At 67.5% G+C, this 14927-nt stretch carries 11 protein-coding genes; 6 read left to right on the forward strand and 5 right to left on the reverse strand.

Annotated elements, in window-relative coordinates:
* Positions 1-40 precede the first annotated feature (40 nt).
* Positions 41-1225 carry a TetR/AcrR family transcriptional regulator gene (locus AVL48_RS07275; protein WP_061985831.1) on the reverse strand — a complete coding sequence of 395 codons (1185 nt, stop codon included), beginning with the start codon at positions 1223-1225 and terminating at the stop codon, positions 41-43.
* Between the two features lie 146 nt (positions 1226-1371).
* Here AVL48_RS07275 and AVL48_RS07280 point away from each other — a divergent pair, with 146 nt between their 5' ends.
* The 4 genes from AVL48_RS07280 to AVL48_RS07295 all read left to right on the forward strand — a co-directional run bounded on the left by AVL48_RS07280 (position 1372) and on the right by AVL48_RS07295 (position 6860).
* The gene (locus tag AVL48_RS07280) at positions 1372-2583 is read left to right on the forward strand and encodes an acetyl-CoA C-acetyltransferase (protein WP_044852356.1); all 1212 of its coding nucleotides are present in this window, start codon (positions 1372-1374) and stop codon (positions 2581-2583) included.
* A 10-nt stretch (positions 2584-2593) separates the two neighbouring features.
* Positions 2594-4765 (forward strand): 3-hydroxyacyl-CoA dehydrogenase NAD-binding domain-containing protein, encoded by a 2172-nt coding sequence (locus tag AVL48_RS07285; RefSeq protein WP_061985829.1) that lies wholly within the window; start codon positions 2594-2596, stop codon positions 4763-4765.
* Positions 4766-4931: 166 nt separating this feature from the next.
* Positions 4932-5375: a DUF3761 domain-containing protein gene (locus AVL48_RS07290; RefSeq protein ID WP_061985827.1), complete on the forward strand. Its 444-nt coding sequence runs from the start codon at positions 4932-4934 to the stop codon at positions 5373-5375.
* Between the two features lie 57 nt (positions 5376-5432).
* Entirely contained in the window at positions 5433-6860 is a 1428-nt protein-coding gene (locus tag AVL48_RS07295; protein WP_061985825.1) for an MFS transporter, read from the forward strand.
* Positions 6861-6938: 78 nt separating this feature from the next.
* On the opposite strand, the gene AVL48_RS07300 is transcribed toward AVL48_RS07295, so the two are convergent.
* The 4 genes from AVL48_RS07300 to AVL48_RS07315 form a co-directional block, all read right to left on the reverse strand.
* Positions 6939-8492, reverse strand: a complete 1554-nt coding sequence (locus AVL48_RS07300; RefSeq protein WP_061985823.1) for an acetolactate synthase large subunit — start codon at positions 8490-8492, stop codon at positions 6939-6941.
* Between the two features lie 12 nt (positions 8493-8504).
* On the reverse strand, positions 8505-9887 hold the full coding sequence (locus AVL48_RS07305) for an FAD-binding oxidoreductase (protein ID WP_061985821.1): 1383 nt from the start codon (positions 9885-9887) through the stop codon (positions 8505-8507).
* Between the two features lie 171 nt (positions 9888-10058).
* Positions 10059-10556 (reverse strand): DUF3830 family protein, encoded by a 498-nt coding sequence (locus AVL48_RS07310; RefSeq protein WP_038508763.1) that lies wholly within the window; start codon positions 10554-10556, stop codon positions 10059-10061.
* Positions 10556-11806 carry an aspartate aminotransferase family protein gene (locus AVL48_RS07315; protein WP_061985818.1) on the reverse strand — a complete coding sequence of 417 codons (1251 nt, stop codon included), beginning with the start codon at positions 11804-11806 and terminating at the stop codon, positions 10556-10558. The genes AVL48_RS07310 and AVL48_RS07315 overlap by 1 nt, the downstream gene beginning before the upstream one ends.
* A gap of 88 nt (positions 11807-11894) precedes the next feature.
* Here AVL48_RS07315 and AVL48_RS07320 point away from each other — a divergent pair, with 88 nt between their 5' ends.
* Complete coding sequence (locus AVL48_RS07320) at positions 11895-13358, forward strand: NAD-dependent succinate-semialdehyde dehydrogenase (protein ID WP_061985816.1); 1464 nt, start codon at positions 11895-11897, stop codon at positions 13356-13358.
* Positions 13355-14458, forward strand: a complete 1104-nt coding sequence (locus tag AVL48_RS07325) for a tartrate dehydrogenase (RefSeq protein ID WP_279626646.1) — start codon at positions 13355-13357, stop codon at positions 14456-14458. The genes AVL48_RS07320 and AVL48_RS07325 overlap by 4 nt, the downstream gene beginning before the upstream one ends.
* Positions 14459-14927: the final 469 nt, after the last annotated feature.

A 14927-nucleotide genomic window follows, 5' to 3' on the forward strand; every position in this document is an offset into this window, starting at 1 on the left:
GCTCCTTCGCGACACACGCGAGTTTGCCCAGAGCTGACTTTCAGGCTCCGAGCACGGCGTGCGTCAGCGTGGTCAGCTCCGCCTCGATGTTCGGACGGCCGTTGACCCGCCGGGTGCGCGCGAGGTCGTTCGCGATGGTCAGCGCCGCGTGCACGGTGATCTTCACTTCGCGCAGGCTCAGTTCCGGGCGGACTTCCGAAGCGAGCGCGATCCAGCGCGCGACGTAGTCCCGCTGGACCCGGATCAGATCCGCCTTGTCGCGTTCCGGCAGCTCCATCGGACTGCCGGAGAACGACACCCGCAGCTCGGGCGTGCGCAGCAGGGTGTGCACGTAGGACGCCGCCAGCCTGCGCAGCGCGTCGCGTTCGTCGTCGGTCCGCAACGCGCGTTCCGCGGCGACCGTCAGCCTGTCGGCCGCTCGATGCCCGATCGCCACCATCAGCGCGGCCTTGCTGGGGAAGTGCCGGTACACGCTCGGTCCGGCGATTCCGGCCGCCGCGCCGATCTCTTCCATGCTCACCGCGCGGAAGCCGCGTTGCCCGAACAACCCGGTCGCGGCCGCGAGGATCTGCTCGCGCCGGGACGGCTCGCCGAGGGTCATCGACGGCGTCTCTTCCGGTGCTTCCCCGGGTTCGGGAAGTGTGACATGCAGCACCGACTCCGCCAGCTGCACCAGGATCTGCGCGAAGCGTTTCTTCGCCACGGACGTGTGATGAACGGAGACGCTGCCGAACACGCTCAGCCCCGCCCAGCACAGCAGTTCGGCGTCGTCGGGGGTCAGTTCGGGGCGCAGCGCGAGCAGCGCCTTGGACCACGCCGCGAGCACCGCGCCGGACCGGCGGCGGATCTCCCGGCGCTCCTCCCGTGGCAGGTGCCTGCCTTCCCAGCGCCACAGCGCGGCGACCTCCCGCCGCTCCACGGCCTGCGCGGCAAGGGTGTCCAACAGGGCTTTGACCTGGGCGCGGACGGGCAGGTCGACGTCGGCGAGCGTCTCGGTGGTCGCCCTCTCCATGTCGTCGATGCCGGAGAGTACGACGTAGGACAGCACCGCTTGCTTGTCCGCGAAATGCCGGTACAGCGCGGGCCCGGTGATCCCGGCCGCGGCGGCGATGTCGTTGATCCCGACGCCGTGGAACCCACGGGCGCGAAACAGCTCCGCGGCGAGGCCTGCCAACTGGGCCTTGCGGTCGCGCGGTCGGGCCTGGCGCTCGGTCGGGTGCTCCATAGGTGAACACACGATAGCGCTGGTTGCGTGCATCGCAACCCATTGACACCATGGGGTTATCGCGGTTTATGTTAATGACCATTAGCATGGCTACTGGCCGGTACGATCCGTCCTGTTACAGCGCCGTACTGCGGAGGAGTTTTTCTGTGAGTAGCGAGGCCTACATCTACGAGGCGATCCGTACGCCTCGCGGCAAGAACAAGGGCGGTGCCCTCCACGGCACCAAGCCGGTCGATCTCGTGGTCGGCCTCATCGAGGAACTGAAGGTCCGGCACCCGAACCTCGACCCCGCCGTCATCGACGACATCGTCCTCGGCGTGGTCTCCCCGGTCGGCGAGCAGGGCGCCGTGATCGCGCGCACCGCCGCGCTGAACGCGGGCCTGCCGCAGTCGGTCGCCGGCGTCCAGCTGAACCGCTTCTGCGCCTCCGGCCTCGAAGCCACCAACACCGCCGCGCAGAAGGTGCGCTCCGGCTGGGACCAGCTGATCATCGCGGGCGGCGTCGAGTCGATGTCGCGCGTGCCGATGGGCTCCGACGGCGGCGCGCTGTTCATGGACCCCGCCACCGCCTACGACAACTACATCGTGCCGCAGGGCACCGGTGCCGACCTGATCGCGACCATCGAGGGCTTCTCCCGCGAGGACGTCGACGCGTGGGCCGTCCGTTCCCAGGAAAGGGCCGAAGCGGCCTGGTCCGGCGGCTACTTCGCGAAGTCCGTCGTCCCGGTGAAGGACATCAACGGCGTCACGATCCTCGACCACGACGAGCACCGTCGCCCGGGCAGCACCATCGAGGGCCTCGGCAAGCTCAAGCCCGCCTTCGCCGGTATCGGTGAGCTGGGCGGCTTCGACGCCGTCGCGCTGCAGAAGTACCACTCGGTCGAGAAGATCAACCACGTCCACACCGGCGGCAACTCGTCCGGCATCGTGGACGGCGCCGCGGTGGTCCTGGTCGGCAACGAGCAGATCGGCAAGGACTTCGGCCTCACCCCGCGTGCCCGCATCGTGGCCACCGCGACCGTCGGCTCCGAGCCCACGATCATGCTCACCGGCCCCACCCCGGCCACCGAGAAGGTCCTCAAGCTCGCCGGTCTCACCCCGGACGACATCGACCTGTGGGAGCTGAACGAGGCCTTCGCCTCGGTCGTCCTCAAGTGGATCAAGGACCTGCACCTCGACGAGGAGAAGGTCAACGTCAACGGCGGCGCCATCGCGATGGGTCACCCGCTGGGCGCCACCGGCGCGATGCTGGTCGGCACCGTCGTCGACGAGCTGGAGCGTCGTCAGGCGCGCCGCGCCCTGGTCACCCTGTGCATCGGCGGCGGCATGGGCGTCGCGACCATCATCGAGCGGGTCTGAGGAAGAGACAATGACTGAAGCGAAGACCATCCGCTGGGAGCAGGACGCCGACGGCATCGTCGTGCTCACCCTGGACGACCCGAAGCAGTCCGCCAACACGATGAACGCCGACTTCCGCGAGTCGCTCGGCGTGGTCGTGGACCGCCTGGAGGCGGAGAAGGACAGCATCACCGGTGTCGTCCTCACCTCGGCCAAGAAGACCTTCTTCGCCGGTGGCGACCTCAACGACCTGATCAAGGCGAAGCCGGAGAACGCGGCCGAGCTCACCGAGGGCAGCGCCCTGATGAAGAGCCAGATGCGCCGGCTCGAGCAGCTGGGCAAGCCGGTCGTGGCGGCCATCAACGGCGCCGCGCTCGGCGGCGGGCTCGAACTCGCGCTCGCGACGCACCACCGCATCGCGGCCGACGTCAAGGGCAGCCAGATCGGCCTCCCCGAGGTCACCCTCGGCCTGCTCCCCGGCGGTGGCGGCATCGTCCGCACCGTACGGCTGCTCGGCATCCAGAGCGCGCTGCTGAACGTGCTGCTGCAGGGTCAGCGGCACCGTCCGGCCAAGGCGAAGGAACTCGGCCTCGTGCACGAGCTCGTCGGCACCGTCGAGGAACTGGTGCCCGCCGCGAAGGCGTGGATCAAGGCCAACCCCGAAGCCGGCGTGCAGCCGTGGGACGTCAAGGGTTACAAGATCCCGGGCGGCACCCCATCGAACCCGAGCTTCGCGGCGAACCTGCCCGCGTTCCCGGCGAACCTGCGCAAGCAGATCAAGGGCGCGAACATGCCCGCCCCGCGCGCGATTCTCGCCGCGGCCATCGAGGGTTCGCAAGTCGACTTCGACACCGCGATCACCGTCGAGACCCGCTACTTCGTGCACCTCGCCACCGGCCAGGTCTCGAAGAACATGACGAAGGCGTTCTTCTTCGACCTGCAGAGCATCAACTCCGGGGGTTCGCGGCCGGAAGGCTTCGAGAAGTACACGGCCAAGAAGGTCGGTGTCATCGGCGCGGGCATGATGGGCGCCGCGATCGCGTACGTCTCGGCGAAGGCCGGTATCGACGTCGTGCTCAAGGACGTCACCCTCGAAGGCGCGGAAAAGGGCAAGGGCTACGCGGTCAAGCTGGAGGAGAAGGCGCTCTCCCGTGGCAAGACCACGAAGGAGAAGTCCGACGCGCTGCTCGCCAAGATCAAGCCGACCGACAAGGCGGAGGACTTCGACGGCGTCGACTTCGTGATCGAGGCCGTCTTCGAGAGCGTCGAGCTGAAGCACAAGGTTTTCCAGGAGATCGAGGGGTTCGTCAACGCGGACGCCGTGCTGGGCTCGAACACCTCGACCCTGCCGATCACCGCGCTCGCCGAGGGCGTGCAGCGGACCGAGGACTTCATCGGGATCCACTTCTTCTCGCCGGTGGACAAGATGCCGCTGGTCGAGATCATCTGCGGGGAGAAGACGTCGCCCGCCACGCTGGCGAAGGTCTTCGACTACACCCTCCAGATCAAGAAGACCCCGATCGTCGTCAACGACAGCCGCGGTTTCTTCACTTCGCGCGTCATCGGCACGTTCCTCAACGAGGCCGTCGCCGCGCTCGGCGAGGGTGTCGAGCCGGCTTCGATCGAGCAGGCCGGTGCGCAGGCCGGCTACCCGGCGCCGCCGCTGCAGCTGATGGACGAGCTGACCCTGACGCTGCCGCGCAAGATCCGCAAGGAGACGCGCGAAGCGATCGAGGCCGCGGGCGGCACCTGGAACGCGCACGCGTCCGAGGGCGTCATCGACCGGATGGTGGAGGAGTTCGACCGCAAGGGCCGCTCCACCGGCTCGGGCTTCTACGACTACGACGAGGACGGCAAGCGGACCGGGCTCTGGCCGGGCCTGCGTGACGCGTTCAAGTCGGGCAGCGCCGAGGTCCCGTTCGAGGACCTCAAGGAGCGCATGCTGTTCGCCGAGGCGCTCGAGACCGTGAAGTGCTTCGACGAGGGCGTGCTCACCACCGTCGCCGACGCCAACATCGGTTCGATCTTCGGCATCGGTTTCCCGGCGTGGACCGGCGGTGTCATCCAGTACATCAACCAGTACGAGGGTGGCTTGCAGGGCTTCGTCGACCGCGCCCGGCAGCTCGCCGAGCGCTACGGCGACCACTTCACCCCGCCCGCGTCGCTGGTGGAGAAGGCCGCGAAGGGCGAGATCTACGAGTAAGTCGCTTCGCCTGCTTTAACCACCTGAAGGCCCTCTCCCTCCCGGGAGGGGGCCTTCAGGCATAACGAACTTCCGGCGGCGGTAACACCGGCGAAGGATCTCCCGACTACGCGGCACTACTACGTGCAGGGAGGCCGCCGTGCCGAAGAGAACGACGAAGCTGGGTATGGCACTGGCGATCGGCCTTCTGGTCGCCGGTGGCTGTGGCGTGGAGACCGTGCCCACCGGACGGGTCACGCCGCAGAGCACCGTTGAGACGTCGTCGACACCGACCAGCAGCTCGGTGCCGCCGACGACCACGGCGACTCCGACCCCGACGCCCGAGCGGTTCGTGCCGCCGACCACGGACCTGGGCGAGGTTTCGAAGCAGGTCGATCCGCCGCCGTCGAAGACGCGCCCGAAGACGACACCCACGGCGAAGGCGCCGAACCCGGCGGACTGCGGAAGCGACTATTACCGCAATACCGACGGCGTCTGTGTCCATCGCCCCGCGAGCGGTCCCCGCGCGGCCGACGGCGCGACCGCCCTCTGCAAGGACGGTTCCTATAGCTACAGCCAGAACCGGCGGGGAACCTGCTCAGGGCACGGCGGGGTCCGCACCTGGTTGTGATCCCGTCGGTGAACCGTTCACTGACAAGGGTGGTGCTGGGTAAGGTCGGATCATGGGATGCGCATGGTGAATCCGGCCGGCCGGGCACCTTCGCCCCGGCTCTTCGTCGTCGTGCTCGCCACCTGCGGGCTGGTGGCCTCGTTCATGCAGACGCTCGTCGTCCCGCTCATCCCGGCGTTTCCGCGGTTGCTCACCACGACTCCGGCCGACGCGTCGTGGGTGGTGACGGCGACCCTGATCGCCGGGGCCGTGGTGATGCCGGTGAGCGGCAGGCTCGGCGATCTCCACGGTAAGCGCCGGTTGCTGCTGATCAGTCTGGGCTTCCTGGTCGCGGGCTCGGTGGTGTCCGCGTTGACCAGTTCGCTCGCGCTGATGGTCGTCGGCCGCGGCCTGCAAGGCTGTGCGATGGGGGCGATCCCGCTGGGGATCAGCATCATGCGCGACGAACTCGCGCCCGAACGCGTCGGCGCCGCGATCTCGGTGATGAGTTCGACGCTCGGCGTCGGCGGTGCGATCGGCCTGCCCGTGTCGGCGCTGGTCGCGCAGAACGCCGATTGGCACGTTCTCTTCTGGGCGTCGGCTGGGCTCGGGCTGATTTGCGGCCTGCTGATCCTGTTCGTGATTCCGGAGTCGCCGCTGAAGACACCCGCGCCGTTCGACTACCTCGGCGCCCTGGGACTGACGGTCGGACTGGTCTGCCTGCTGTTGCCGATCGTCAAGGGCAGGGAATGGGGCTGGGGGAGCGTGCGCACCCTCGGCTTCGCCGGTGTCGCGGTGGCGATCCTGCTGGTCTGGGGCAGCTACCAGCTGCGGCGCCGGGATCCGCTGGTGGACTTGCGGGTCTCCGCACGGCGGCCGGTGCTGTTCACCAACCTCGCGTCGATCATGATCGGGTTCGCGCTGTACTCGTTGGCGTTGTCGTTCCCGCAGTTGCTGCAGGCTCCGGCGTCGACCGGGTACGGCCTCGGACTCACGATGGTGCAGGCCGGGCTCTGCCTGGCACCGAACGGCGTGGTCATGTTCATGTTGTCGCCGGTTTCTGCCCGGCTCATCGAGCGCTACGGCCCGCGCACGACGCTGATGACCGGGGCCGCCACCATCGCGGCCGGGTACCTCTTCGCGACGGTGCTGATGGACAACGCCTTCGAGCTGATCACGGCGTCGATCATCATCGGCGGTGGCGTCGGCATCGCCTACGCGGCCATGCCCGCGCTGATCATGGGCTCGGTGCCGGTCACCGAAACCGCGTCCGCGAACGGGTTGAACTCGCTGATGCGCTCGGTCGGCACGTCGACCTCCAGCGCGGTGATGGCCACCATGCTCGCCTCACTGGCGATCACCGTCGGCGGGGTCTCCGTGCCGTCCGCGACCGGCTTCCGGCTGAGCTTTCTGGTCGCCGCCGGTGCCGCACTCCTGGGTCTCGTCTTGACCGCTTTCGTCCCGAAGCAACGTCAGCCCGAACCGCTGGTCGCCCCGATCCGCTAGTCCCCCCGCGCTATGAAAGGTCCTTTCCTTGCGAAATTCGCAAGGAAAGGACCTTTCATGGCGCTACCGGCGCTCGGCTCAGAACAGCGTCGGAACGATCGCGTCGATCAGATGCGGTCCCGGCTCGGCGAGCGCGCGCTGGAACTGCTCGGCGAGTTCCTCCGCGGTCGTCGCCCGCGTCGCCGGAACGCCCATGCCCTCGGCGATCTTGACGAAGTCCATGTCCGGCCGCGAAAGGTCGAGCAGTTCGTTTGCCTTGGGGCCGCTGGCGTCCGCGCCGACGCGCTGCAACTCCAGCCGCAGGATCGCGTACGCGCGGTTGTTCAGCAGCACCGTGGTGACGTTGAGGTTCTCCCGAGCCTGGGTCCACAACGCCGAAATCGTGTACAGCGCGCTGCCGTCGGACTGCAGGTTGATCACCGGCCGGTCCGGCGCGGCGACGGCGGCACCGGTCGCGACGGGCATCCCATAGCCGATCGCGCCGCCGGTCAGGGTCAGCACGTCGTGCCGCGGCGCACCCGCGGTCGCGGCGGGCAGCAGCAGACCGGAGGTGTTCGCCTCGTCCGCGATGATCGCGCGCTCCGGCAGCAGCGCGCCGATCACGTCGACCCAGTTCTGCGGGGTCAGCGGCCCGGACGGCAGCGCGGGCCGGGAGGCCTGCTGCAGCACCGGCTCCGTGTCGGCCGCGACCAGGTCCGCGATGTCGTTCAGCGCGCGCGGGACGTCCTGCCCGACCTCGGCCAGCACGTGCACCTGCGCGCCTTCGGGAACCAGGTCGCTCGCCTTGCCCGGGTACGCGAAGAACGACACGGGCGCTTTCGTCCCGGCGACGATCACGTGCTTGATCCCGTCGAGCTGGTAGGCGACCTGCTCGGCGAGGTAACCCAGCCGCTCGATCGTCGGCAGGCCCTCGCCTCGTTCGAGCCGCGAGGGGAACGTCTCGATGAACGCCTTCACCCCGGTCGCGGCGGCGATCCGGCTGGTCGCGAGCAAGCCGGCTTCGCGGCAGCCACTGCCGCCGACGAGGAGTGCGACCGGTTCGCCACTGGTCAGCACGTCGGCGATGTTCTTCACCTTCGTCGCGTCGACGACCTGCGGAATCCTCGGCGGGATGGGCGCGCAGGTCTCGCCGCCCTCACCCCACGACGCGTCGGCCGGGAGGATCAGCGTCGCCACCTGTCCGGGCGCGTCCTGCGCCGCGGCCACCGCCGCGGCCGCGTCGGCGCCGACGTCCTTCGTGTGCTCGGAGCGCCGGATCCAGCCATCGAGCGAACCGGCCACCGCCTCGATGTCCGATTCGAGCGGGGCGTCGTACTGCTTGTGGTAGGTCGCGTGATCGCCGATCACGTTGACGATCGGGGTGTGCGCGCGGCGGGCGTTGTGCAGGTTCGCCAGCCCGTTCCCGAGACCCGGGCCGAGGTGCAGCAGCGTGGCCGCCGGTTTCCCGGCGATGCGCGCGTACCCGTCCGCCGCGCCGGTGACGACGCCTTCGAACAGGCCGAGCACGCCGCGCATCTCGGGCACGGTGTCGAGCGCGGCCACGAAGTGCATCTCCGAGGTGCCGGGATTCGAAAAGCACACATCGACGCCGCTGTCGACCAGCGTGCGGATCAGGGACTGGGCGCCGTTCATCTCACTCACTTTTCAAGCCCTCTCAGCGAAAAGAACGCCGGGGTTGAGGATCCCGGCCGGGTCGAAGCTCTCCTTGATCCGGCGCATCAGCGCGATTTTCGCCGGGTCCTCCAAATCGAGGAAGTACGCGGACTTGGCCTGCCCGAGGCCGTGCTCGCCGGAGATCGCGCCGCCGAGTTCCATACCGAGCGCGAAGATGTCGGTCAGCAGCTGCTTCCGTTTGTCCGGGTCCTTGCAGAAGATGGCGAGGTGGACGTTGCCGTCACCGGCGTGCCCGCAGCCGAGTGCGCCCGACTCGCGGGAGAGCGCCATTTCCCTGGTTTTGCGCAGGAACTCCGGCATCGCGGACCTCGGGACCACCACGTCGATGATGTCGTCGGCCCCGACCGACTTGGCCGTCCAGAACGCCTTCTCGCGGGCTTCGATGAGCTTGCGCGCCGAGTTGCCTTCGAGCACGTACACGTCCATCGCGCCGAGCTCACCCAGCATGCCGCCGAGTTCTTCGATGTCGGCGTGCAACCGGTCGTCGTCGCGATTTTCCAGCGCTACCACCAGATACGCTTGCGCGGTGTCGCGGATGGAGTCCGGCACGCCGAGGCTGAGCTTCTCGTTGTAACTGATCGCGGCGAGCGTCAGGTTGTCGATGTACTCGAGGATGTGCGGTGCGAGCCCACTGGAGATGATCTTCGGGACGACCGTCATCACCTCGTCGAAGGTCTCGAACGGAGCGAGCACCGTGGCGCCGTGCGGCAGGCGCGGATACAGCTTCACGATGATCTCGGTCGCGATCGCGAGTGTGCCTTCCGAGCCGATGATCAGCTGGGTCAGGTCGTATCCGGTCGACACCTTCGAGGTTTTGCCACCTGTCCGGATGATCTCGCCGGTCGGCAGGACGGCTTGCAGGCCGACGACGTTGTGCCGCGTGACGCCGTATTTGACCGCTCGCATACCGCCCGCGTTGGTCCCGACGTTGCCGCCGACGCTCGCGCTCAGTTCCCCGGGGTGGACGGTGTAGCCGAGGCCGGCCGCGGTGCTCTTTTCGTCCAAATCGGACAGCGTGACACCCGGCTGGACGACGGCAACGTGGTTCTCCGAGTCGATCTCCAGCACCGCGTTCATGCGCTCGAAGGAGATGACCAGGCTGTCCGCGCGCGGCCGCGCCCCACCCGAAAGCCCAGTGCCCGCCCCTCTCGCGGTGACCGGCACGCCGTGTTCGGTCGCGGCCTTGAGCAGCTCCGCGACCTCCTCGGCGCTTCCCGGTTTCGCCAGGTAAGCGGGCTGCTGCGGGGCGGCCGTCAACGCCTCGTCGTGTGCGTAGTCCTCGGGGATCGCTTCACCTGACAGCAGATTCGTGTCCCCGACGATCTCGGCGAACCGTGCCGCTACATCGCCCATCGACAGCCCTTCCTCACGCGTCCTTGCCTGGTTACCGAAGCGTAGTACGTCGTGAGCGGCGATGGCCATGAATCATTTTCATGTTCGCTTCGCGGCTGAAGCGTGAAGGCGGAATGTGGGTCGTACGTGGGTGGGTGCGGGTTCCGAACGGCCCCGCACCACCCACGAGGTTCAGGCGCGTGCGAACGAAAGCGTTTCGCCCTCGACGCCACGCAGCCAGAGGTCCTGCGCGGCTTCCGCCATTTCGGCCAATCCCTCTTCGATCGTCGCGAACACGTTGCCGGGTACCCAGCCCGCGTCGCCGTTGATCAGCAGGTTGTTCCGGCCGTAGAAGATCGCGAGGTCCGTCGCCCCCTGATCGCTGTGCGCCTCGCTGTCCTCGTCGTAGCCGTACGCCGGGTTGCCGATCTCCCACGCCTCGAAGCCGAAATAGACGACATCGCCCGGAATCGGCGTCACCGTGGGGTTTTCACGGCCCGGCTTCGGCTCGGCGAAGGGCGGCACGAGGGTGTAGACCTCGTTCCGCGCGTACTTCGCGTGGTAGGCGGAACCGCTCTGCGGCAACGCGTCCCACACCGCGCGGCAGGTCCGCGGGGCTTCGGCGTCGAGCAACCGGGCCCGGCAGGACACCCCGCGCTTGTCGAGGGTGATCGTGATGTAGCGGGCCATCACTCGACCCCCGCCACGACGTCTCCCCAGACGCGCAGGGCGTCGTCCACCTGCTCGGCGTTGACGACCAGCGGCGGAACCATCCGGACGACGTTCATGTACGCACCACAGGTCAGCAGCAGCAACCCGTTGGCGGACGCGGCTTTCTGCGCCGCCTGGGCCTTCGCGGTGTCCGGCTCGCCGTCCGGGGTGGTGAACTCGGAACCGACCAGCAGCCCGAGCCCGCGGACGTCGCCGATCGACGGCGACTTGTCCGCGATCACCCGTACCCCTTCGAGCAGCTGCCGTCCGCGTTCGGCGGCGTTCTCGACCAGGCCTTCCCGCTCGATCACCTCGAGCGTGGCGATCGCCGCCGCGCAGGCCACGGCGTTCCCGCCGTAGGTCCCGCCCTGAGAACCGGGGAGCGCCTTCGCCATCAACTCCCCCGACGCGGCGATACCCGAGATCGGGAATCCGCTCGCCAGTCCCTTCGCGATGAGCACGATGTCCGGGCGCACCCCGAAGTGGTCGTGACCCCAGAACTTGCCGGTCCGGCCGAAGCCGGTCTGGATCTCGTCCATCACCAGCAGGATCCCGTGCTTGTCGGCGCGTTCCCGCAGACCGGCCAGGAACTCCGGGTTCGCCGGGACGTAGCCGCCCTCGCCGAGTACCGGTTCGATGAAGAACGCGGCCGTCTCGTTCGGCGCGCAGACCGTCGCGAACAGGTAGTCGAGCTCGCGCAGGGCGAACTTCGTCGCGGTCCCTTCGTCCCAGCCGTAGTGGAAGGCGTACGGGAACGGCGCGACGTGCACGCCGGACATGAGCGGGGAGATCCCGGCGCTGAACCGGGTCCCCGAGGTCGTCATGGTCGCCGCGGCGACCGTCCGGCCGTGGAACCCGCCCTGAAAGACGATGATGTTGGGACGTTTGGTCGCCTGCCGTGACAACCGGAGCGCCGCCTCGACGGCCTCGCTGCCTGAGTTCGCATAGAAGAGGGAATCCAGGCCCTTCGGCAGCACGCTGCCCAGCTTCTCCGTGAGCTCCAGCATCGGCTTGTGCATGACCGTCGTGTACTGGCCGTGGATGAGCTTGCCGATCTGCTCCCGCGCGGCGCTCACCACGTGCGGGTGGCAGTGGCCGGTGCTGGTCACGCCGATACCGGCGGTGAAGTCCAGGTGACGTTTGCCAGCGGTGTCGTAGAGGTACACCCCTTCACCGTGGTCGACCACGACCGGAGTCGCCTGTTTGAGCAGCGGTGATAGCTGGGCCATGGGCATCACTCCTAGGTCGGCTGAGCTGTTGTCGATTGTTGACAATATCCATAGCATGGCCTTCGGGACAACATGGAGGAGCGTTGGGATGGACTCGATCAGTGAGGCCGGCGTGGTCGCGGCGGTCGACAAGGAACTGTTCATCGGCGGCAAGTGGGTGCCCGCCGCGAACGGGAAGACCTTCCCCGTTCTCGACCCCTCGACAGGCGAAGTCCTGTGCGAGGTGGCCGACGCGTCACCGGCGGACGGTGTCAGCGCACTCGACGCCGCCGTCGCCGCACAGGCCGATTGGGCGAACGTCGCCCCGCGTGAACGCGGCGAGATCCTTCGTCGTGCCTACGAACTGCTCGTCGAACGCGCCGACGAACTCGCGCTGCTGATGACCCTCGAAATGGGCAAGCCGCTCGCGGAGTCGAAGGGCGAGATCACCTACGCGGCCGAATTCTTCCGCTGGTTCGCGGAGGAGGCCGTCCGGATCGGCGGCGGCTACGCCGTCGCCCCCAACGGGACAGGTCGATTCCTGGTGACGAAGCAGCCCGTCGGACCGTCTCTGCTGATCACGCCATGGAACTTCCCCATGGCGATGGGCACCCGCAAGATCGGGCCCGCGGTCGCGGCCGGATGCACGATGGTCATCAAACCCGCCGCCCAAACCCCCCTTTCGATGTTGGCCCTCGCGGCGATCCTCGCCGAAGCGGGGTTGCCGGAAGGTGTGCTGAACGTGCTCACGACGTCGGACTCCGGCGGCGTGATGGAGCCGCTGATCCGGGACGGCCGGGCCAGGAAGCTGTCCTTCACCGGCTCGACCGGAGTCGGGCGGAAGCTGCTGGAACAGTGCGCGGACAAGGTGCTCCGCACTTCGATGGAACTCGGCGGCAACGCCCCCTTCCTGGTCTTCGAAGACGCCGACCTCGACGCGGCGATCGAAGGCGCGATGACCGCGAAGATGCGCAACATCGGCGAGGCCTGCACGGCCGCGAACCGCTTCTACGTCCAGCGAGGCATCGTCGACGAGTTCTCCCGCCGTCTCACCGAGCGCATGGAGGCCCTGCCGATGGGCCGGGGCACCGAAGAAGGTGTCGTGGTCGGCCCGCTCATCGACGAACCCGCGGTCGAGAAGGTGAGCGGCCTCGTCGCCGACGCCGTCGATCGAGGAGCACGCGTTCTCACCGGTGGATCCACTGTGGATGGACCAGGTAACTTCTATCAGGCCACGGTGCTCACCGACGTGCCCAAGGAAGCCAGGCTCGCCTCGGAGGAGATCTTCGGGCCGGTCGCCCCGATCACTCCGTTCGACAGCGAGGACGAGGCCATCGCGGCGGCGAACGACACCGAATTCGGTCTCGTGTCCTATGTGTACACCTCCGATCTCAAGCGGGCGTTGCGGGTTTCGGAACGGCTGGAAGCCGGCATGATCGGCCTCAACCAGGGATTGGTCTCGAACCCGGCGGCACCCTTCGGCGGCATCAAGCAGTCCGGGCTCGGCCGCGAAGGCGGCACCGTCGGCATCGACGAGTTCCTCGAGACCAAGTACATCGCGGTGGCTCTGTGACAATTCAAGCAGGGACAATTCAAGCAGGGACAATTCAAGCAGGGAACTCCTATCGGATCGCCGGCATTCCCGGTGACGGGATCGGTGTCGACGTCACGGTCGAGGCCCGCAAGGTCCTCGACCGTGTGGCGGCATCACATGGCTTCTCCTTGTCCTGGAAGGAATTCGACTGGAGCTGTGAGCGGTACACCAAGACCGGCTCGATGATGCCGGGGGACGGCATCGACCAGCTCTCCCGGTTCGACGGAATCCTTCTCGGTGCCGTCGGCTTTCCCGGTGTCCCGGACCATGTCTCGTTGTGGGGGCTTCTCATTCCGGTGCGGCGTGCGTTCACCCAGTACGTCAACCTCCGGCCTGTCCGGTTGCTACCGGGGACGACGTCGGCGCTGGCCGGCCGGAGCGCCGAAGAACTGGAGATGGTGATCGTCCGCGAGAACTCCGAGGGCGAGTACTCGGAGATCGGCGGCAGGCACAATCGTGGGCAGAGCAACGAGTTCGTCTTACAGGAATCAGTGTTCACGCGGATCGGGGTCGAGCGGATCATCCGCTACGCCTTCGAACTGGCGAAGACGCGAACGGGACGGGTCTGCTCGGCGACGAAGTCCAACGGGCTCATTCACTCGATGCCGTTCTGGGACGAGGTCTTTCTCGAAATCGCTTCGGAATATCCGGACGTGCGTGCCGAACAATGTCATGTCGACGCGCTCGCCGCGCGGATGGTGCAGGCGCCGGACCGGCTCGACGTCGTGGTCGCTTCCAATCTCTTCGGCGACATCCTGAGCGACCTGGCCGCGGCCGTGACGGGTGGGCTCGGAATGGCGCCTTCGGGCAACATCAATCCCTCCAGGGAGTTTCCTTCCATGTTCGAGGCGGTGCACGGCAGCGCTCCCGACATCGCCGGACAGGGCATCGCGAATCCGGTGGCGCAGATCCTGGCGGGGGCGATGCTGCTCGACCATCTCGGAGAAATCGCTGCGGCACAAGATGTTCACGCTGCGGTGGAGAAGGTTCTCGCGGAGGGGACCGTGCGGACCCCAGACCTCGGCGGGAAGTCCACCACCGCCGAACTCGGGTCCGCGGTGGTCGCCGCTCTATCTTGAACCATCCCCATAGAGGCGTGTCAAGTCCCGCGCGGAACTTTTCTCGCCAGTGATGCCATGAACGGGACTTTCATCGCGAATTTCGCAATGAAAGTCCCGTTCATCGCGTCGGCGGTGCGCTGGTCGGCGCCACTGCGATAGCGGGACAAGCAAACGTGTCGTGAGGAAGGCGACCGGGAGTGGGCTCACGCGGAGGCTCAACCCAACTCTAGATTGTCCATAAGGGACAGTTGTCGAGGCAAAAGAGTGATTGGGGCGTTCTAGTGACCCGTAAGTCAATCTGACGTGTCGCGAAAGCCACTTTCGCGACGTCCAGTGTCCCGAACGTGGCTTTCGCGGCATGGGCGGGTCGGCGCCAGCCTCCACAGACTTTTAGAGCGCATCCCGGCCTCACGCCGTCCCACATCGGCCGGTAGTGAAGGGCCCTTGGGTTCACGGGGTCGTTGCAACACTGATTGTGGTTGGAGGT

Source organism: Amycolatopsis regifaucium (genome assembly GCF_001613935.1).
GTDB lineage: Bacteria > Actinomycetota > Actinomycetes > Mycobacteriales > Pseudonocardiaceae > Amycolatopsis > Amycolatopsis regifaucium.

Excerpts from the sequence above, each read along its gene's own strand:
- AVL48_RS07275 (WP_061985831.1), bottom strand. The coding sequence starts at position 1,225 with ATGGAGCACCCGACCGAGCGCCAGGCCCGACCGCGCGACCGCAAGGCC.
- AVL48_RS07285 (WP_061985829.1), top strand. The coding sequence starts at position 2,594 with ATGACTGAAGCGAAGACCATCCGCTGGGAGCAGGACGCCGACGGCATC.
- AVL48_RS07290 (WP_061985827.1), top strand. The coding sequence starts at position 4,932 with ATGGCACTGGCGATCGGCCTTCTGGTCGCCGGTGGCTGTGGCGTGGAG.
- AVL48_RS07295 (WP_061985825.1), top strand. The coding sequence starts at position 5,433 with ATGCGCATGGTGAATCCGGCCGGCCGGGCACCTTCGCCCCGGCTCTTC.
- AVL48_RS07300 (WP_061985823.1), bottom strand. The coding sequence starts at position 8,492 with ATGAACGGCGCCCAGTCCCTGATCCGCACGCTGGTCGACAGCGGCGTC.
- AVL48_RS07305 (WP_061985821.1), bottom strand. The coding sequence starts at position 9,887 with ATGGGCGATGTAGCGGCACGGTTCGCCGAGATCGTCGGGGACACGAAT.
- AVL48_RS07310 (WP_038508763.1), bottom strand. The coding sequence starts at position 10,556 with ATGGCCCGCTACATCACGATCACCCTCGACAAGCGCGGGGTGTCCTGC.
- AVL48_RS07315 (WP_061985818.1), bottom strand. The coding sequence starts at position 11,806 with ATGGCCCAGCTATCACCGCTGCTCAAACAGGCGACTCCGGTCGTGGTC.
- AVL48_RS07320 (WP_061985816.1), top strand. The coding sequence starts at position 11,895 with ATGGACTCGATCAGTGAGGCCGGCGTGGTCGCGGCGGTCGACAAGGAA.